Consider the following 17824-nt stretch of genomic DNA (forward strand, 5'->3'; position numbering starts at 1 on the left):
GGTTTTAACTGGCTATGCTGGTAAGTAGCTGGAACACGCCAGTCATTACATGGAGAAAAAAATATGAAGAAGTTAACGTTTGGCATCATGGCCGCTGGCCTGCTTTTCAGCATGAGCATGCAGGCTGAGGCGAAGGGATGCCTGAAAGGCGCTGCTGTTGGAGGTGTCGCTGGCCATGTTGCGCATCACGGTGTTGCAGGTGCTGCTGCCGGCTGCGCTGTCGGCCATCACATGGCTAAGAAAAAACAAAAAGAAGCAGATAATCAGCAACAAAGCCAGAAATAACATCCTTCAACCGCTATCACCGGGCTGTTTGAATTAACCCTGGTCAGCCGCGACTGATTCCAGTCAGACTTCAGTCGCTGGCTGACCAGGCTCTAAAACCACGGGATGGCCTCAGGCAATGATGAAGGCATAACCGTTATGCATTGCCGATAAAGTGAGGCGCGGCCAGGGCAGGAGAACTAACAGCCTGCTTACCGATGCTTAACCCGGTATTACCCGTCACTGTGGAAAAACGCATGCTGAACCTCCGCTGAGTGCTGTCGGTATCCGACATCCTCCCTCCCTTGATAAGGCGTAGCCCGCCAGCCCGGACATTTTCCGCCGCCGGGCCAGCTGTGAATTACACTGGAAAGTAATAATTCATTATTTTTGAGGCTATCAGGGATGGTGCAGAATTCGGGTAACAGGCGCCGCAGCGTAAATACAGCCAGAGTGTGGCAGGACCATCAGGATATGGTCAGACAGGCGCTATCGGTGAGCATTCCGTGGTTTGCCTTTGTGAATGTCAGCTTTGCTCTGATCATTTTGTTTCGCCATGTTCTTATTCGTGACTTTGACCGGTCGATCGGCGCGCACGCTGACATATTGCCGTTAATAGATCTCACTGCGGGTGCGATTATCGCGCTGTCGCTGCTGTTACTTCTTATCGTTTACCGTCGACCTGCGCGCTTAATAGCGTTAAGCGCGGTGTTATTGCTGATTCTCGGTGCGATGTGGAGTTATTGTAGCTACTGCTTTATTGTCTGGTGGCAGCTGCCTTTTGCCTGGCCGCTCAGCGTCATTCTCATGCTCACCGCGCTGGCCGCGCTGTATTATCATCCTCCCGCCTTATTACTTTTTATCGTCCCTGTATGGCTGACCGCGCTGTTAGCCAGCGTGCTGCTTAACCAGCGGCTGAATATCCGCTTTTTACTGGTCTGGCTAACGCTCACCGCCATTCTTATTTATGGTCGCGTTATCCTGCAGCGCTGGTTTGATGAAGCCTGGTTACGTTATCAGGAGAACCGGATGCTGATTGCCCGGCTCGATGTTATGGCGCATCAGGATGCACTGACCGGCACCGCGAACCGACGGCTGATGGAACGCTTTCTTGATGATGCTCTGCGCCAGGCCGTGCCGTTTGCGCTGATCATGCTCGATGTGGACTATTTCAAACGTTATAACGATCACTACGGTCATCAGGCGGGAGATGCATGCCTGGCGCAAGTGGCCGATGTTTTGAAATCATCCGTTCGGACGCCAGCGGATCTGGTGGCGCGTTACGGGGGCGAAGAGTTTGTGGTTGTGCTGCCCGCAGCCTCTGTGGATGAAGCTGCGCGGGTTGCTGATCGTATTCAGGCAGGCCTGGGTGAAGCGGCACTGCCACATACTGCCTCAGCAGTGAGCGAAACGGTTACCGTCAGCATGGGCATCGCGCTGTCAGCCAGTCGGGATAGCGTAGCCAGTGTGATTGCCAGAGCGGATGAGGCGCTTTATCGGGCAAAACAGCAGGGCCGTAACCGGTGGCTAACGTAAACCCGACTTAACCTGGTGGTGAAGGGTTCGTGATATCTTTATGCGCCGGCGGCGCAAACCAGTCCGAGGTTGTCACGGTAACCGGTTGCTCAGGCTGGCTGATAAAATTCGGTGACATAATCTGTACGCCAAATTCACTGAACACATCCTGTATATGGCCGTGGAGCAGACTCCTGACGCCGGCCAGCGACTCTCCCGGTCGGAGCCGGACCTGAAGCTCATACGCCACATACCAGTCCTGAAGTGCCAGCTGGCGCACCAGCGGCGCGATGTCGTGATTAATACCGGCGGTGCGGCTGGCAGCCAGTTCCAGCATCGCCTCAACCTGTCGCCACGGCGTGTCGTAGCCAATGGTGACGCTGGTGGTCATATTGACCCCTTCGCCTTTTAGCGTGGCGCTCAGATTGACTATCCTGCCGCTGACCACCACCGCATTGGGCACCGTGACTTCATAATTCTCGCGGGTCAGAATTTTGGTGGCCAGCATGCCCACTTCACTGACCACGCCCTCATGATCGGCAATCCTGATCACTTCCCCTTTGCGCAGTGCCCGCGAGTAGGTCAGCACCAGCCCGCTCATGGCATGGTTCATCACGCCAGCCGAGCCCAGCGTCAGCATCAGGCCGAAGAACACGCTGATCCCTTTGAAGGCCAGCGAATTGGCGCCCGGCAGGAAGGGATACGCCGCTGACAGCGCGAATAACCAGATGACCACGCCGATCAGTTTACGTGTCACCCCCACCGTGTCCGGATGCAGGCCCGGCAGACGTAACTGTCCGGTCTCAACCCGCCTTAGTACCAGCCTGATTAAGCGCGTCACCAGCGCCGTAATCAGGACGATGATGACGACAATCAGCAGGCCTGGCAGCGCAGAAAATATTGCCAGCCCCAGACGCTGCAGCAGGCCTGTTGCATACCCGCCCAGCTCCATGCCCCAGATCCTTGTCCAGGGAAACAGCCGCAATACCCAGCTCACCCAAAGGTAAAAGGCCACGAAGAAAGCCGCGGTCAGCAGCGTGGCATACAGCCGTACCTCAATCGGACCGAGGAAGGCGCGCAGTGCGCCGGGGATAATGCTTTTCCGCTGGGTGCGTCGGGCGGCATAGCGCCGCTTCAGCCAGCCATAGGAGCGGATGGCAAACAGCATAAACAACGCCAGCAGCATCGCGCCCGCCAGGCTCTTCACCGCAGAAAGCAGAAGATAACCGGAAGAGTACTGTTCTCCCAGTGAGAGGCGCAGGGCATCCAGCCGCAGCCGGATGCGTTCCGCCGCCTGCGCGAGTGACAGGTCATCGCCTTCATCCAGATCGCCCTGCGCCAGCAGCATAAAGGGTTTGCCGTTAATTGAAAAAAGCACAGCCGGCTGCCGGTAGCGCGTCACGTTATGCGTTTCTACCGGCTGCGTCAGGTCATCATCATTGAGCGTTCGCAGCAGCGTCACGATCCGCTGTACCCGCTCTTCGGGAGTGGTGAGGCCAAATGTTGCCTGTAACATCACCACCGGCTGATTGAGCAGGTACAGGGTGCGTGCCTGCTCCTGCGGCGATGGCGCCTGCCGCGGTTCCGCGCCGGTTGCCCCCTGCGAGGTGAAAAATATCAGCCAGCAGGCTAAATACACCAAAGGTTTGAACATTTCGCCTCCGCAACGGTTTCATTGCCGGCCGGGCTGAGCTTCAGCCTGGCAGCCACTCTTCATCAGCTACTCAAACTGCCAGGTATAAGAGACCAGAAAGCGCGAGTCCGGATCGTCCAGATAGGTATTGTTGTCCATAACAAAAGTCAGCAGATTAACGGAACTGTGGGCGTCAAACCGGTATCCCATCCCCAGCCCACCGAAGTACCCACGGTAATTCTCACCCTCATCATTTTTCGAGCCATACGATCCTGCCGCAAAGCCGAGTATCGTGATGTCCGGCGTCAGGGGCCGCAGCGTGAACGCGCCCAGATAGCCGCTGCTGCCGGAGGTGGTGATGGTGCTGAAACCATACTCTGAGGGAATCGCGTCGGCGAACTGAGGCGCTTTGCAGTCAGCCGGATTACCGGTACTGCAGCCGGTTATCTCCCCGGTGTTATAGGTATAGCCAGCCATCGGGAAGATCTGGAAGCCTGCCGGTTCTATGCCGAAATAGCTGAGAGGAACGAAGGTGCCGACAGAATAGTTGGTCTGGGTTGCACCGTTGGTGTACTCGTTTTTGCCAAAGTTAAAGTTGATAATCCCCACCGGAAACAGCCAGGAACCGCCAATCCGCCATTCACTGGCATCGCTGTTGACCCGCGCATTCAGCTTCTTCGCCTTATCCAGCGCCACCGAGCCGGAAAACGAGAGATTGCTGTCGTCCATGTCGTAGGTATCTGACCATGAAACCCCTGCCTTGGTTGTTACCTTTGTTGGATCGTCATCCAGCTTGTCGCGCGACTCGCTCACAGACGCTGCGCAGGCGTTGCCAGTCAGAGCAAAAAGCATCACGACGGCAGTTCTGCATCCCATTCTTTTCATCTGCCCTCCCGGGAAGGCGTTATCAGAAGGTGTGACTGTAATTCATGCTAAAGAAGTACAGATCCGGATCGCGGTATTCTCCCCGCAGCAGCGGCGAGGAAACGGCGGACGAAGACATGTTCAGATACTCAAACGCTGCGCCGACGCTGCTGGAAGGCGTCAGCTGGTACTGTGCTCCGGTGCCAAACCGCCATGCGTCGCCGGAAGGCATCGTCATGGCAGTGTCATCCTGGTTTTTATAAAAGCTGCTGTCATAGGCGATACCGGCATTCAGACGCCAGCGTTCATCCGGCCGGAACTGCAGCCCCAGAGCCGTGTGCCAGGTGTCCCGCAGCCGGCTGGTGCGCTCAACCTGCTGTCCGGCAACATAAATCTGATTACCGCCGTACACACTCCAGTCCTGCCAGCCCAGATCGCCCATGACCGACCAGCGGTTATTCAGGTCGTGCACCACGCTCAGCATCAGCTGCGCGGGTGTATTAATCTGTGATGAGAGAGGGAGAGTAAATTCGGTGTTACCGAGCTGAGGGAACCGTGCCGTGGCATCAATATTGAAGTGGTATTCGGTCTTGCTGGTATAAGCAAGGCCGATGCGGGTTGCCTCGGTCAGGTCAAACAGCAATCCGGTGCGGAAGTTCAGTGCCCAGTCATGATCGCTCGCTTTTTCATCCTGCCCGTCCACATTCCGGGTAAGTGATAAAAAACCATAGTTAATCCCGACGCCCGCCCCCCATGAAAGACGGTCGTTTATCTGCCAGGCCACGGCCGGGCTCAGCGTCAGGCCAACCAGCGTACTCTTTTTGATTAAGCGCTCGCCCGCCCAGTCGCCAAAGTCCAGCCCCAGCCCGTAATTGCCGTACAGGCCGATGCCAGCCGAAACAGCTTCATTCAGGCGTTGATGATAGAAGACGCTGGCGCCAGGAAACCAGCCGATAGTATTGCCGGGACTCTCTCCACTGAGCGCAGAATTGTCATCAAGGGTGTAAGGCGTGTCACCGTAGAGTGCCTGCAGACCACCCGTCAGCATCTGATCCGGCAGACGTGTCAGGCCCGCCGGGTTAGTGACCAGCGTGGAGGCATCCTGTGCCCGGGCGGCCTGGCCAGCTCCGGCCAGACCGGTGTCTTCCGTGGCAATTTCATAAAGGTACAGCCCGCTGGCCTGTGATGAAGCGGAAACTAAAAGCAGTGCAAACAATCCTGTGATTCGCCGCATAGCGTCTCCGGAAGATGATGACTGTGGCCGGCTTATCTGATGTCAGGACACCTGATCTGTTCTACAGATTCTGCGTAAACCTGCTGGTTACCCGCAGAGAGCGCGTCGGCTGCAGTAAGGATCAGCTGATGGCTGTTTTCATTACTGAGAAATGCTGAGCGGATTTTTTCATCCGGGATATTTTTCCCCAGGGCGCAGTGTGTCCGCAGGTCAGCAATAATCTTCTGTTCCTTTAGCGCGTATTCCAGATTCTGATACGGCGATGATGCCGCCGGCAGCGCTGATAACAGTAACAGTGAGCCAATAGCGGCTGTGGCAAGGTTCATTTTCGGGCTCCGCTAAACGGTAAAATTTGCCAGATTTGCTGAAAGCATCCGGCCGCTGGCGCGAAATATTCTGCTTTCTGCGCCGGTAAAAATGCCGGGGTTTCCCCGGCTATCAGTTAAGGAACTGCAGGTTAAGGCCGGCAAAAATCTGCCAGCGAGGCTGTCCCGGCCCGTCGTCGGCGACCGATGCCTGCGGCTCAACAAAAAAGTTATAAACCGTTTTACCCTGTTTGATGACCTGTCCGACCCCCAGTCCCAGCGGCACGCCATAGCTGTCGTTCTGGAAGTTATAATTCCAGATAGGCGCGGCACGCAGATAGGTGCCGCCGCCCAGCTGATAAAAAACGAACGGCTGGAAAGCGCCGAGGTTAACGTCGCTGCGGTCACTCTCACCGGCAAAGCTGTGCTGCCAGGAGGCCAGATAGCCATACTGAATTTTCGGTGAGCTGGCATCAAACAGCACGTTGACCAGCCCGGCGGACCATTTCTCGCTGCCGAGTGAATTTTCGGTCGCGGTGGGCGCGGTGATCTGCGGGCCAAAACCAAAGCTGACGGCCGGATTGCCGGTATCGATCAGATAAGCGGTAAACAGGTTCAGGTCGCCCAGCCCGGTCTGATGTCCGCCGGTGGGCGGAGAAGGGTAGGTATTGATCGGCAGCGAGGCGCGCAGCAGCCACTTGCTTTCGCCCAGCGAGAAAGGCTGTGCGTAGCGGAACCAGAACTGGTTGGCGTCTTTGTCACTTTCGCTGACGTCACCGATGTAATAATTCTGCATGTTAAATGCAGTCATGTTTGCCAGCGGGTTATTAGCCTGGGCGGCGTCTGCCGGCGGATCGGCTGAGTACGCGTTGCCAGCAAGCGAAGAAAAAAGCAGGCACGCGGCGCTCATCTTTGCAGTTTTCATTGAAAATCATCCCGGAACGTCACTCGCTAAATACAAAGCCGGTAGCATTACGCTACCGGCTGAGTTTTTACGGCGTGACCATGTTGAACCAGAAGTCGAACTTATCCATGTAGCCCAGCAGCTCGTTAACCTTGTCGGCGTTGCCGGTGATTTTCACTTCGCCTTTATCCTGTGCCTGTTTCAGCGTCTCCTCTTTCAGGATCACTTTATTCAGGGTTTCGCGGGAAAGCGTCAGGGTTGCATCCGCATTCTGTGCTGACGAATTTGCCGTGTGGTTAAGCACGCCATTTTCCAGCTCCAGCTTGTACTTGCCGCCGTCGCCGCCAAAGTCCACATTCAGCACCGCTTTGGCATTGGCGGCTTTTTCACCGTTAATGTGCAGCGCCAGGTAATCGAAGAACATTTCCGGCGTCATGGCACGGACCGTGTCCGGACTGGCGGTATTCGGCGTCGGCAGCTGTTTCACGCCGTTACGCAGTTCCTGCGCGCCGGTCAGGTAGAAGTTACGCCACGGGCCAGATTCAGCCTGATAGCCCAACTGCTCCAGCGCATCGGCTTCCAGGTTACGCGCGGCTTTATTATCCGGATCGGCAAATACCACCTTACTGACCACCTGGGCGACCCAGCGGTAATCCCCTTTGTCGTAATCCGATTTGGCCTTCTGCAGAATGCTGTCGGCACCGCCCATGTACTCAACGTATTTCTTCGCGGCATCTTCCGGCGGCAGTTCGTCAAGCGTTGCCGGGTTGCCGTCAAACCAGCCGAGGTACAGCACGTAGGTTGCTTTTACGTCGTGGCTGACCGAGCCGTAGTAACCGCGGTTAGCCCACATGGTGGCCAGTGACGGCGGAAGCTTGAACTGTGCGGCAATCTCATCACGCGTCAGGCCTTCGTTGGCCATCCGCAGCGTCTGGTCGTTAATGTAACGATACAGATCGCGCTGACTTTTTAGCAGCTTGTTAACATTGTCATTGCCCCAGGTTGGCCAGTGGTGCTGCGCCATCAGGATGTCTGCCTTGTCGCCCCAGCGGTTAATCGCATCATTGATGTACTTGGACCAGGGAAGCGGCTCACGAATTTTGGCACCGCGCAGCGAATAGGTGTTATGCAGGGTATGGGTGACGTCTTCGGCTGTCTGGATGACCTTTTTCTCTTCGATAAACCACAGCATCTCAGCCGGGGCTTCAGAACCAGGGGCCATCATAAAATCGTAGGTCAGACCATCGATGACGCGTTTCTCACCGGTTTTGGTGACGTAATCGGTCGGGGCGATCAGCGTCACCGTACCGGCTGAGGTGGTGGTGCCGAGACCTGCCCCGACCTGGCCTTTCGCATCGGCTTTCAGCAGGTTACCGTACATGTAGCTGGCGCGACGGCTCATGACGTTGCCTGCCATGATATTTTCAGAAACGGCAGATTCCATAAAGCCGGCCGGTGCATAGATTTTCACCTTGCCCGATTTGACGTCAGCTTCATCGACAACGCCACGCACGCCGCCATAGTGGTCAACGTGACTGTGGGTATAGATCACTGCCACCACCGGTTTCTTACCGCGATTTTTGAAATAAAGATCCATGCCAACTTTGGCGGTTTCAGCTGAAACCAGCGGATCAACCACGGTGACGCCTTCTTTGCCCTCAATAATGGTCATATTGGAGAGGTCGAGGTTGCGTATCTGGTAAATCCCGTCGGTAACCTCAAACAAACCACTGATGTTAATCAACTGAGACTGACGCCACAGGCTCGGGTTGACCGTATCCGGTGCTTTTTCACCCTCTTTGATAAAGGCGTACTGTTTGGGGTCCCAGATAACATTACCTGACTCACCTTTTATGACGGCATCAGGCAGGGCGGCAATAAATCCTTTATGGGCATCGGCAAAATCACTTTTATTATCGAAGGGGAGTTGCTGATATAGGGCATCATTGGCCTGTTTGGTAGCAGGTGCGGCGTCCTTCTGTGCCTCATCAGCAAATACGCTAAGCGAAGCGGTAGAGAGTAAACCGGCCAGGGCCAGACTGCGGGCTAGAGGTGTTAATTTCATGGATTCCTCGGGATTATCAGACGAATGAAAACTGCATTCGCTACAGCGAAACTAATAACGTGCTTACAGCGCCCGGCATCAGGTGCAGGCATCGGGCGTTAAGGAATAGCAATAATTGCTAACATTTGTTTTAACGTTAGCAATTTCTTGATAATTCACAAGTTTAAGTTAAGTGAAATTGAAGGTTTTGTTCGGTAATTTTGAGGAGTGTCAAATAATGAGAAATTCATGCCGCCTGGATTGTTTTTTATGTTGTTGATTTTAATGGTTAATTTAAAGGGTAAGCGAATCGGCACTCTTTCCATTTTTCACCCGCGTTTAGGCGTCATCTTATCTTTTTGAGAATTTCCTCATTTTGCTCGTGTCGCTATTGTTCAGGACTCATTATTAAAAAACACAGAAATAAGTGGACCTGACGCATTCAGAAATAGCTGGCGCGCATAAATTTCCGCTATGCCATCCTGTTATTTCAGCGACGGCACAATTACGCCGGTTTCAGGCAGAACAGCGGCGTAATTCCGATGGTGCGATGAAAGAATTTATCTGACGACAGCTAAAGCTATATTTTTGCATTATGAACGAAATGAATAGCAGATGAATTTTGCAATAACGTTTCAGCATCAAATTTCCTGTGAATATAATGATGTTGTTCAAAGGTCACGGGGTATTGAAGCAGCAGGATTGATCATAAAGACTATTGCAGAAAGCGGCCCGAATAAGCCCCGCGCCAGCCGCTGTCATTGTTTTGTCATAACTCGCTCACCCTGATGTCAGAGTGGGTTTCCTATCCTGTAGGCGAACCTTTCTAATCAGGAGCACGAAGATGAAACTGAACAGCATTACTCTGGCCGTGGGCATGTTGCTGGCTATCGTCGGTGGTGAGGCGCAGGCGCAGCCGGTAAAAAATATTGTGCTGGTACACGGCGCTTTTGTTGGCGGCGCGGGCTGGCGTCCGGTCTATGACCGGCTGACCCATGATGGATATCAGGTGACGCTGGTACAACAGCCGCTGACCAGCTTTGCAGAAGATGTAACGGCGACGCGACGGATTATCGATCAGCAGAATGGCCCGGTGATCCTGGTCGGTCACAGCTACGGCGGGGCGATCATCAGTGAAGCCGGTAACGACAGTAAAGTGGCGGGGCTGGTCTACATTGCCGCCCATGCGCCGGATAACGGTGAAACCGAGGCCAGCAACGGTAAAAAATTTCCCAACAGCGCACATCCGTTTGCCCGCTCGGCCGATGGCTATCTGACCATTGCGCCACAGTATTATCACAGCGATTTCGCTGCCGACCTGCCCGCCGCGCAGGCCGACTTTGAAGCGCATGCGCAGATGCCAACCAACGCCGCGGTGTTCACCGCTAACATTGCCGATCCGGCGTGGAAAACCCGACCCAGCTGGTACATGGTGGCGAAAGCTGACAAAATTATCAGTCCCGATCTGGAGCGGATGTATGCCCGACGCGCCCACAGCCATACGGTAGAAATTGCCGGTGCCAGCCATTCGGTGTATCAGTCCCATCCTGATGATGTCGTAAAATTGATCGAGCAAGCCGCGCACCAGGCGCAGCCCTGAAAACAACCGGCAGGAAGAGGCGCATGAAAATTCTGGTGATTGAAGATGAGGCCAAAGCTCGTGATTACATGCGCAAAGGATTGACCGAAGCGGGCTTTATCGTCGACGTGGCGGAAAATGGCGTTGATGGCCTGTTCTATGCCCGCGAGCATCATTATGATCTGATCTTACTCGACGTGATGATGCCCGGCCTTGATGGCTGGCAGGTGATGGCGGCGATGGATAAGCAGATCCACACACCGGTCATCTTCCTGACCGCCAAAGGCACGCTGGAAGACCGCATCAAAGGGCTGGAGCTGGGCGCGGATGATTACCTGGTCAAACCGTTCTCGTTTGCCGAACTGCTGGCGCGCGTCCGTACGCAACTGCGGCGCGGCAGCCAGCAGAAGCTGCCGGATATTCTGAGGCTGGCTGATTTGCAGCTCGACGTTTTTAAACGGCGCGTCGAGCGTGGCGGGCAGCGCATCGATCTCACCAACAAAGAGTTCAATCTGCTGCATCTGTTCCTGCTGCATCCTGGCGAAGTGCTGACCCGCACCGTAATCGCTTCACGCGTCTGGGACATGAATTTTGATAGCGACACCAACGTGGTCGATGTGGCGGTTAAACGTCTGCGGCAGAAAATTGATGGCCCGTTTGCCCAGCCGCTGATCCACACGGTCCACGGTGTGGGTTACCGCTGCGAAGCAGAAACATGAAGCGACGTTCCCTGGCGCTGCGTCTGTCGCTGATGCTCAGCGTCACGGTGATCGCCATTTTTTCACTCTGTGGTTTTGCGCTTTATCACTCACTGGCTCAGCAGATTGGCGTGCGGGATGATGCCGCACTGCTGACGCGTATCGAGCAGATCCGCACCCTGCTGCGCGATGAAGATGCGATTACGCTGATTCAGCAGAAACCGCGCCTGTTCGCCAACATGCTCGGCAATACCGAGTCGTTGCTGGTGCTGCGTTTCCCCGGCCAGCCGCCGCTGATTGTAGTGAATCCCGGCCAGCGTCCTCTGCCGGCAATTACGCCGGTTGCCGCTGACCAGCCGCTGACGCTGTCGTCGGTGCATCATCTGGTCAGCGCCAACGGTACGCCGTTTATCTCGGCGGCGGCACTGACGCCAACCCGGGATGGCAGCGGGCAGATAGAAATCGTCACCGGCCGCCTGATGCGTGACCGGACACACACCCTGAACCATTATCGTCAGCAGATCCTGCTGGCAACTGCGCTGGCGGCGTTGCTGGTGGCGGCGATCAGCATCTGGCTGGTGCGACGCGGTTTGTCACCGCTGCGCCGCCTTGCAGCAGAAGCAGAAGCGATCGATGTGCGTCATTTATCCCGCCGCATGCCCGAACAGTCTCAGGCTGAATTGCAGCCGCTGGTGGCCGCCTTTAATCAGATGCTGAGCCGCCTCGAAAGCGGTTATCAGCAGTTGAGTCAGGTTTCTGCCGATATGGCGCACGAACTGCGCACGCCGATCGGCACGCTGTTAGGCCAGACCGAAGTCGCGCTGAGCCAGACGCGCAGTCAGAGCGATTACCAAACGTTGCTCGGATCTAATTATGAAGAGCTGGAACGGCTGGCGAAGATGATCGACAACATGCTGTTTCTTGCCAAAGCCGAAGATGCCAGTCAGGCACTGAATGAACAACTTCTCGATCTGGCGCAGCTTGGCGGCAAACTGCAGAGCTATTTTGACGATATGGCAGAGGAAAAGGCGATGCGGCTGGAGATGCAACTGCAGGGCGAACTGCGGGCCGATCCGCCGTTAGTGCAACGCGCGCTGGCCAACCTGATGGCCAACGCGCTGCGCTACGGCGATGCGGGCACGCCGGTGAGCGTCTGCAGCAGGGTCCAGCCGACGGCTATCGAACTGGTGGTGGAAAATCACGGCCCGACGCTGAGCGCCGAACAGCAGACGCGCGTTTTTGATCGTTTCTGGCGTGCTGAGGCGTCACGGCATCAGGGCAGCAGCGGGTTAGGGCTGTCTATTGTGCGCAGCATTATGCGCTTACACCACGGGAGCTGTGAGGTGAGCAGCGCGCACGGCATCACCCGATTTACGCTACGCTTTCCGCAGCGACACCATTAACCACCGGATCGACAGCGGCAGCTAACGGCATACCTTGCCTGCGCGCTGGCCATAAAGTGAACCCAGGCCGTACCTTTTCTGCAACTACGTCCAGCCGATCCGCCTCACTAACCGACAGGCGCTCACGCCCGCCTGGTGAGACAAAATCTGATTAACTGTTGCTCAATCTGCGTTAAGAAAAAGGCGTGCCATAACGGGAAAAGCCGCCTTTGGCTTTTAATCCGCTGTAGCACTGTCCGAGCTTTGCGGACGAATACTTTGTTTCACGCCCACCGAAATGACTATTGCCATATTCCGGCAAAATATTCCTGTTTTAAGCATTTGTGATCGCTACATATATTCACTGAGAATGAGTTCACACCATCACGAGGATGATAACACCCTTAAAGCGCGTGATTTATCTGGCTTTCTGAGGTTAACAAAACATCGCCACCTCAATACTTTTTTCCTCCGGGAAAGTTTTTAAATATCAGGAGAAAGATGCCAGTGAAATTTATAACCGGAATGACCTTTATTGCCCTTGCGCTGAGTGCGCACAGCGCGGTCGCTGCCGAACAATCGGTGCCGACTGACAGCTCAGTGCATGTGAAAGCCGATCCGGCGTTGAAAAGTCTGATACCGGCCGATATTGCGCAGCGAGGCTTTATTGTGGCCGGAACCAATCCCAACACGCCGCCAACCACCTTCTATAAAGACGATAATAAAACGCTGGCTGGCCGTGAAATCGACATCATGAATGCCGTCGGTGAACGTCTGGGGATTGCAGTACAGTGGCGCGACACCGGCGGCTTCGACAATATCATTCCGGGCCTGAAAACTGGCCGTTACGACGTGGCGCTGTCAAATATCAACGCCACGCCAACCCGCCTGAAACAGATCGATTTTGTCGGCTATTACAATGCCAGCCGGCTCGGCATCATTTCAAAGAAAGACGCGGCGATCGCCCCGTTCACCTCACTCAGCGACGTGTGTGGCAAAGAGGTGGGGGCCGGTTCGGGCACTACTCAGGTGACCCGGCTGGAGGAGGCCAGCAAAGCCTGTGAGGCGGCGGGCAAACAGCCGATCAAGGTTTCTGTCTTCCCGGATCGTCCGTCCGGCGTGCAGGCGGTGGTCAGCGGTCGGGTGCCAATGTTCCTCGGGCCGTATGAAGGGCTGCTGTGGCAGGTGAAGGTGATTAAACCGCTGACCATGAGCGGTGAGATCAGCGTTAATGATGCGCCGGTCTCGGTGGCTTTCCCGAAAGACTCTGCGCTGGAGCCGGCAGTTCAGGCGGCGCTGAATTCACTGATCAAAGATGGCAGCTACCAGAAAATCCTCGATAACTGGGGAATTGGCTTTGGTGCGGTGACCGAAGCCAGACGTAATCAGGACATTTTCAAATGAGTGCGCCTGATGACCACACCGAGGATCTGAGAATTGTCGGTAAACGCTACTATGGACGCTGGCTGAGTGCGCTGGTCGTGCTGTTGTGCGTGGTGGCGATGGCGAACTCGATGATTAACAATCCACGCTTTGAGTGGGACGTGATTGCGGCGAACTTTACCGCGCCCTCCATTCTGCAGGGTGTGTTAATGACGCTGCAACTGACGGCGATTTCGGTGGTGCTGGGGTTTGCTTTCGGCACGGTGCTGGCGCTGATGCGCCTCTCCGCCAACCCGGTGCTGGTCGCGGTAAGCTGGGCCTATACCTGGTTTTTCCGCGGCGTGCCGATGCTGGTGCAGCTGTTTCTCTGGTACAACATCGCGGCCCTTTATCCCAAAATCGCGCTGTCGATCCCCGGCTATGGCGAGATCTGGAGCGCCCAGTCCAATGCGCTGGTCAGCCCGTTCAGCGCCGCGGTGATCGCGCTGGTGATGCATCAGTCTGCTTATGCCGCAGAGATTGTGCGTGCCGGCATCCAGAGCGTGGGTAATGGGCAGGTTGAAGCCGCACGCGCCCTCGGTTATCGCCCGGCGCAGATTTTCCGCTATACCGTGTTACCGCAGGCAATGCGTGCCATTCTGCCGCCCGCCGGTAATGAAATTATCGGCCAGTTAAAAACCACCGCGGTGGTATCGGTGATCTCACTGCAGGACGTGCTGTTCTCGGCGCAGATTATTTATCAGCGCACCTATGAAGTGATCCCGCTGCTGCTGGTCGCGACGCTGTGGTATCTGCTGATGACCTCGGTGTTGTCGGTGGGACAATATTACGTCGAACGTTATTTTGGCCGCGGCGTCACCCGCCGTGAAACGCGCCGTTTATGGCCGTCACTGGCGCGCTTTTCTGGCTTGAAAACCGCAAGGAGCACCAGTAATGGCTGAAGCGATCGCACTGCGCAAGGTCACCAAGCGCTTCTCCGGCGTGACCATCCTCGATGAAGTTAACCTCGATATTCCCGCCGGCTCGGTGACCGTTATCCTCGGTCCGTCCGGTTCGGGTAAATCGACTCTGCTGCGCTGTATCAACCACCTCGAAAAGCTCGATGGCGGCACCATCCGCATTGGCGGAGAGAGGGTGGGATATCAGCAAAAGGGCCAGGCGCTGCATGAACTCAGCAGCCGGGCGATTGCCCGCCAGCGCGCTGAAATCGGCATGGTGTTCCAGCAGTTCAATCTGTTCCCGCACCGCACCGTCTTGCAGAACATCATTGATGCACCGATGCGGGTGAAAAAACAGAACCGCCAGCAGGCGACCAGCAAAGCGCTGGCGTTGCTGAAACAGGTGGGTCTGGGCGGACGCGAGCAGGAGTGGCCGCAAAATCTTTCCGGCGGTCAGCAGCAGCGTGTGGCGATTGCCCGTGCGCTGGCGATGGACCCCGGCGTGCTGCTGTTTGATGAGCCGACGTCCGCGCTCGATCCTGAGCTGGTCGGCGAAGTGCTCCAGGTGATAAAGCAGCTGGCGCACTCCGGGATCACCATGGTGGTGGTGACCCACGAAATTGGCTTTGCTCGCGAAGTGGCGGACAACATTGTGTTTATGGAAAGCGGCAAAATTATCGCCGCGGGTCCGACACAACAGGTGCTCGACGATCCGGCCAACGGACGGGTCAGAAACTTTATTGCAACGGTGCTGTAAGCAGCGTTTTTTGTTGCCCGTAAGCCAGGAAACGTGATGACGCAGAAACCGGTAATGCACAGCGCGCATTGGGGGGCTTTTCATGCCCGGCGCGAAGGCGATCGCCTGATTATCGATCCGTTCGAGGGCGATCCCCATCCCAGTCCTTTATTGCAAAACTTTCAGCAGGCACTCAATCATCCGGCGCGGGTTGCCCGTCCGATGGTGCGGCGTGGCTGGCTGGAGAATGGGCCGGGTCCCGACTCGCGTCGCGGGGTCGATGACTATATCGCCATCGACTGGGAAGACGCCCTGCAACGGGTGGCGCAGGAACTCTCGCGGGTCGGGCAGACCTGGGGGCCGGCCGGAATTTTTGGCGGCTCATATGGCTGGTCCAGCGCCGGTCGCTTCCATCATGCACAAAGTCAGGTGCATCGCTTTCTTAACACCACGCTCGGCGGTTATGTCCGGTCAGTCAACAGTTACAGTTCCGGCGCGGCCTCGGTGCTGCTGCCGCACATCGTCGGTGAGATGAACGAAATTGCCCGCCGTGGCGTGAGCTGGGAAGAGATCGCCAGCCACAGCGAGATCGTGCTGGCCTTTGGCGGACTGGCGCTGAAAAATTCCCAGGTCGCCAGTGGCGGTTTGAGTGAGCATACCGAACGTGATTTTATGCAGCAGGCGGCGCGGCGCGGAACCCGCTTTATCTCGGTCAGTCCGCTGAAAAGCGATCTGCCGGACGACGCGCGGGGCGAGTGGCTGGCACTGCGACCCGGCACCGATGCGGCGTTTATGCTCGGTCTGCTGGCAGTGCTGATCGAAGAGGCGTTAACCGATGAGGCGTTTCTGGCCCGTTATTGCGTCGGCTGGCCAGAGATGGTGGCTTATCTGCGCGGTGAAGAGGATGGCGTAGTGCGCGATGCGCACTGGGCGGCCAGCATCTGTGGCGTCAGCCACGACGTTATCAGACAGTTCGCCCGTCAGCTGCACGGCAAACGGGTGCTGGTGACGGTGGCGCATGCGTTACAGCGCGCCGAGCACGGCGAACAACCGGTGTGGCTCGGCCTGGTGCTGGCGGCGGCACTCGGCCAACCCGGCCTGCCCGGCGGCGGCTACACCTATGCGCTTGGCGCGCTGGGCCATTATGGCAAACACCATAATCTGGTCAGCTTTCCGGCCTTACCGCAGGGTAAAAATGGCATCGACCGCTTTATTCCGGTGGCGCGGATTGCCGATATGCTGCTGAATCCGGGCACCCGATTTGATTACAACGGCCGTCAGCTGCGCTATCCCCATATCCGTCTGGCTTACTGGGCGGGCGGCAATCCTTTTCATCATCATCAGGATCTGGCGCGCCTGCGTCAGGCTTTTTGTCAGCTTGATACTTTTATCGTGCATGAGAGCGCCTGGACCGCCACCGCTCGCCACGCCGATATTGTGTTGCCCGCCACCATGACGCTGGAGCGGGAAGATATCGGCGGTGCGCCAACCGATCGGCATTTAATCGCGATGCAGCCGGTGGCTGCGCCCTATGCTGAAGCGCGCGATGACTACACGATTTTCAGTGAACTGGCGCGGCGGCTCGGCAGGGAAGAGGCATTTACCGAAGGGCGTGATGCGCGTGGCTGGCTGCAACATCATTACCATCAGCTACAGCAAAAACTGGCGGCCCATCAGGTATCGATTCCGGATTTCGACACGTTCTGGCAGCAGGGCGTGCTGACGTTGCCGCAGTTAAAGGATGGTGGCCGGATGATCAACGCGTTTCGTGCCGATCCTGATGCCGCACCGCTGCCGACACCAAGCGGAAAAATTGAGATCTTCTCCGCCACCATCGCCAGCTTTAACTATCAAAACTGTCCGGGTCATCCGGTGTGGCGTGAGCCGCAGCAAAAGCCGACGGCTGATCATCCCTTCTGGTTGATTGCCAACCAGCCAGCGACGCGCCTGCATAGCCAGCTCGATTTTGGCGACTTTAGCCTGAGCGGTAAGCGCGACGGACGGGAAGTGTGCAGCCTCAATCCGCAGGATGCGGCCCGGCTGGCTATCGCCGAGGGCGATCTGATTGAGCTGTACAACGATCGCGGCCACGTGCTTGCCAGTGCCCGCGTCACCGACAGCATCATGGCTGGCGTGCTGCAGTTGCCTACCGGTGCCTGGTACGATCCGGTCGATCCTGCCGCCGCCCGCCCGTTATGCCGTCACGGTAATCCGAACGTGTTGACGCTGGACATCGGCACCTCCTCCCTGACCCAGGGCTGCAGCGGACAGATTACGGTGGTGCAGGTGCGGAAATTCAGGGGCGAACGGCCGCCGGTGCGGGCTTTTATTCCGCCACACTAAGC

The 17824-nt window shown here is 56.5% G+C and carries 15 protein-coding genes; 9 read left to right on the top strand and 6 right to left on the bottom strand.

The window, feature by feature from the left end; translation table 11 throughout:
* Window positions 1–63: 63 nt before the first annotated feature.
* Together AC6I8I_RS04890 and AC6I8I_RS04895 are read left to right on the top strand one after the other, a co-directional pair.
* Window positions 64–285 carry a hypothetical protein gene (locus AC6I8I_RS04890; protein WP_497828377.1) on the top strand — a complete coding sequence of 74 codons (222 nt, stop codon included), beginning with the start codon at window positions 64–66 and terminating at the stop codon, window positions 283–285.
* A 384-nt stretch (window positions 286–669) separates the two neighbouring features.
* Window positions 670–1800 carry a GGDEF domain-containing protein gene (locus AC6I8I_RS04895; protein WP_497828378.1) on the top strand — a complete coding sequence of 377 codons (1131 nt, stop codon included), beginning with the start codon at window positions 670–672 and terminating at the stop codon, window positions 1798–1800.
* A 7-nt stretch (window positions 1801–1807) separates the two neighbouring features.
* On the opposite strand, the gene AC6I8I_RS04900 is transcribed toward AC6I8I_RS04895, so the two are convergent.
* The 6 genes from AC6I8I_RS04900 to AC6I8I_RS04925 form a co-directional block, all read right to left on the bottom strand.
* A complete protein-coding gene (locus AC6I8I_RS04900) occupies window positions 1808–3433 on the bottom strand; it encodes a mechanosensitive ion channel family protein (protein ID WP_497828379.1) in 1626 nt (541 codons plus the stop codon).
* Between the two features lie 66 nt (window positions 3434–3499).
* A complete protein-coding gene (locus AC6I8I_RS04905) occupies window positions 3500–4225 on the bottom strand; it encodes a hypothetical protein (RefSeq protein ID WP_497828380.1) in 726 nt (241 codons plus the stop codon).
* Window positions 4226–4319: 94 nt separating this feature from the next.
* On the bottom strand, window positions 4320–5510 hold the full coding sequence (locus AC6I8I_RS04910) for an OmpP1/FadL family transporter (protein WP_497828381.1): 1191 nt from the start codon (window positions 5508–5510) through the stop codon (window positions 4320–4322).
* A gap of 32 nt (window positions 5511–5542) precedes the next feature.
* Window positions 5543–5836: a YicS family protein gene (locus AC6I8I_RS04915; RefSeq protein ID WP_497828382.1), complete on the bottom strand. Its 294-nt coding sequence runs from the start codon at window positions 5834–5836 to the stop codon at window positions 5543–5545.
* Between the two features lie 112 nt (window positions 5837–5948).
* Complete coding sequence (locus AC6I8I_RS04920) at window positions 5949–6740, bottom strand: hypothetical protein (RefSeq protein WP_497828383.1); 792 nt, start codon at window positions 6738–6740, stop codon at window positions 5949–5951.
* Window positions 6741–6807: 67 nt separating this feature from the next.
* Complete coding sequence (locus tag AC6I8I_RS04925) at window positions 6808–8784, bottom strand: alkyl/aryl-sulfatase (RefSeq protein WP_497819729.1); 1977 nt, start codon at window positions 8782–8784, stop codon at window positions 6808–6810.
* 823 nt (window positions 8785–9607) lie between these two features.
* Between AC6I8I_RS04925 and AC6I8I_RS04930 the strand changes: the two genes are divergently transcribed.
* The 7 genes from AC6I8I_RS04930 to AC6I8I_RS04960 all read left to right on the top strand — a co-directional run bounded on the left by AC6I8I_RS04930 (window position 9608) and on the right by AC6I8I_RS04960 (window position 17822).
* On the top strand, window positions 9608–10363 hold the full coding sequence (locus tag AC6I8I_RS04930) for an alpha/beta hydrolase (RefSeq protein ID WP_497819730.1): 756 nt from the start codon (window positions 9608–9610) through the stop codon (window positions 10361–10363).
* Between the two features lie 23 nt (window positions 10364–10386).
* Entirely contained in the window at window positions 10387–11061 is a 675-nt protein-coding gene (locus tag AC6I8I_RS04935) for a heavy metal response regulator transcription factor (protein ID WP_497819731.1), read from the top strand.
* Window positions 11058–12443, top strand: a complete 1386-nt coding sequence (locus AC6I8I_RS04940; RefSeq protein WP_497828384.1) for a heavy metal sensor histidine kinase — start codon at window positions 11058–11060, stop codon at window positions 12441–12443. Before AC6I8I_RS04935 ends, AC6I8I_RS04940 begins: the two co-directional genes overlap by 4 nt.
* 480 nt (window positions 12444–12923) lie before the next feature.
* Entirely contained in the window at window positions 12924–13826 is a 903-nt protein-coding gene (locus AC6I8I_RS04945; protein ID WP_497828385.1) for an ABC transporter substrate-binding protein, read from the top strand.
* Window positions 13823–14746, top strand: a complete 924-nt coding sequence (locus AC6I8I_RS04950; protein ID WP_094106331.1) for an amino acid ABC transporter permease — start codon at window positions 13823–13825, stop codon at window positions 14744–14746. Before AC6I8I_RS04945 ends, AC6I8I_RS04950 begins: the two co-directional genes overlap by 4 nt.
* Entirely contained in the window at window positions 14739–15500 is a 762-nt protein-coding gene (locus AC6I8I_RS04955; RefSeq protein WP_497828386.1) for an amino acid ABC transporter ATP-binding protein, read from the top strand. Before AC6I8I_RS04950 ends, AC6I8I_RS04955 begins: the two co-directional genes overlap by 8 nt.
* 36 nt (window positions 15501–15536) lie before the next feature.
* Window positions 15537–17822, top strand: coding sequence for a molybdopterin-dependent oxidoreductase (locus AC6I8I_RS04960; RefSeq protein WP_497828387.1), 2286 nt, complete (start codon window positions 15537–15539; stop codon window positions 17820–17822).
* Window positions 17823–17824: the final 2 nt, after the last annotated feature.

The sequence above is a fragment of the Pantoea sp. X-Soil-YNGN-775 genome (assembly GCF_059730575.1).

What these genes read in the sequence shown, in the direction of transcription:
- AC6I8I_RS04940 (WP_497828384.1), top strand. Translation starts at nt 11,058, where the DNA reads ATGAAGCGACGTTCCCTGGCGCTGCGTCTGTCGCTGATGCTCAGCGTC.
- AC6I8I_RS04925 (WP_497819729.1), bottom strand. Translation starts at nt 8,784, where the DNA reads ATGAAATTAACACCTCTAGCCCGCAGTCTGGCCCTGGCCGGTTTACTC.
- AC6I8I_RS04890 (WP_497828377.1), top strand. Translation starts at nt 64, where the DNA reads ATGAAGAAGTTAACGTTTGGCATCATGGCCGCTGGCCTGCTTTTCAGC.
- AC6I8I_RS04930 (WP_497819730.1), top strand. Translation starts at nt 9,608, where the DNA reads ATGAAACTGAACAGCATTACTCTGGCCGTGGGCATGTTGCTGGCTATC.
- AC6I8I_RS04920 (WP_497828383.1), bottom strand. Translation starts at nt 6,740, where the DNA reads ATGAAAACTGCAAAGATGAGCGCCGCGTGCCTGCTTTTTTCTTCGCTT.
- AC6I8I_RS04915 (WP_497828382.1), bottom strand. Translation starts at nt 5,836, where the DNA reads ATGAACCTTGCCACAGCCGCTATTGGCTCACTGTTACTGTTATCAGCG.
- AC6I8I_RS04945 (WP_497828385.1), top strand. Translation starts at nt 12,924, where the DNA reads ATGCCAGTGAAATTTATAACCGGAATGACCTTTATTGCCCTTGCGCTG.
- AC6I8I_RS04910 (WP_497828381.1), bottom strand. Translation starts at nt 5,510, where the DNA reads ATGCGGCGAATCACAGGATTGTTTGCACTGCTTTTAGTTTCCGCTTCA.
- AC6I8I_RS04960 (WP_497828387.1), top strand. Translation starts at nt 15,537, where the DNA reads ATGACGCAGAAACCGGTAATGCACAGCGCGCATTGGGGGGCTTTTCAT.
- AC6I8I_RS04935 (WP_497819731.1), top strand. Translation starts at nt 10,387, where the DNA reads ATGAAAATTCTGGTGATTGAAGATGAGGCCAAAGCTCGTGATTACATG.
- AC6I8I_RS04950 (WP_094106331.1), top strand. Translation starts at nt 13,823, where the DNA reads ATGAGTGCGCCTGATGACCACACCGAGGATCTGAGAATTGTCGGTAAA.
- AC6I8I_RS04895 (WP_497828378.1), top strand. Translation starts at nt 670, where the DNA reads ATGGTGCAGAATTCGGGTAACAGGCGCCGCAGCGTAAATACAGCCAGA.
- AC6I8I_RS04955 (WP_497828386.1), top strand. Translation starts at nt 14,739, where the DNA reads ATGGCTGAAGCGATCGCACTGCGCAAGGTCACCAAGCGCTTCTCCGGC.
- AC6I8I_RS04900 (WP_497828379.1), bottom strand. Translation starts at nt 3,433, where the DNA reads ATGTTCAAACCTTTGGTGTATTTAGCCTGCTGGCTGATATTTTTCACC.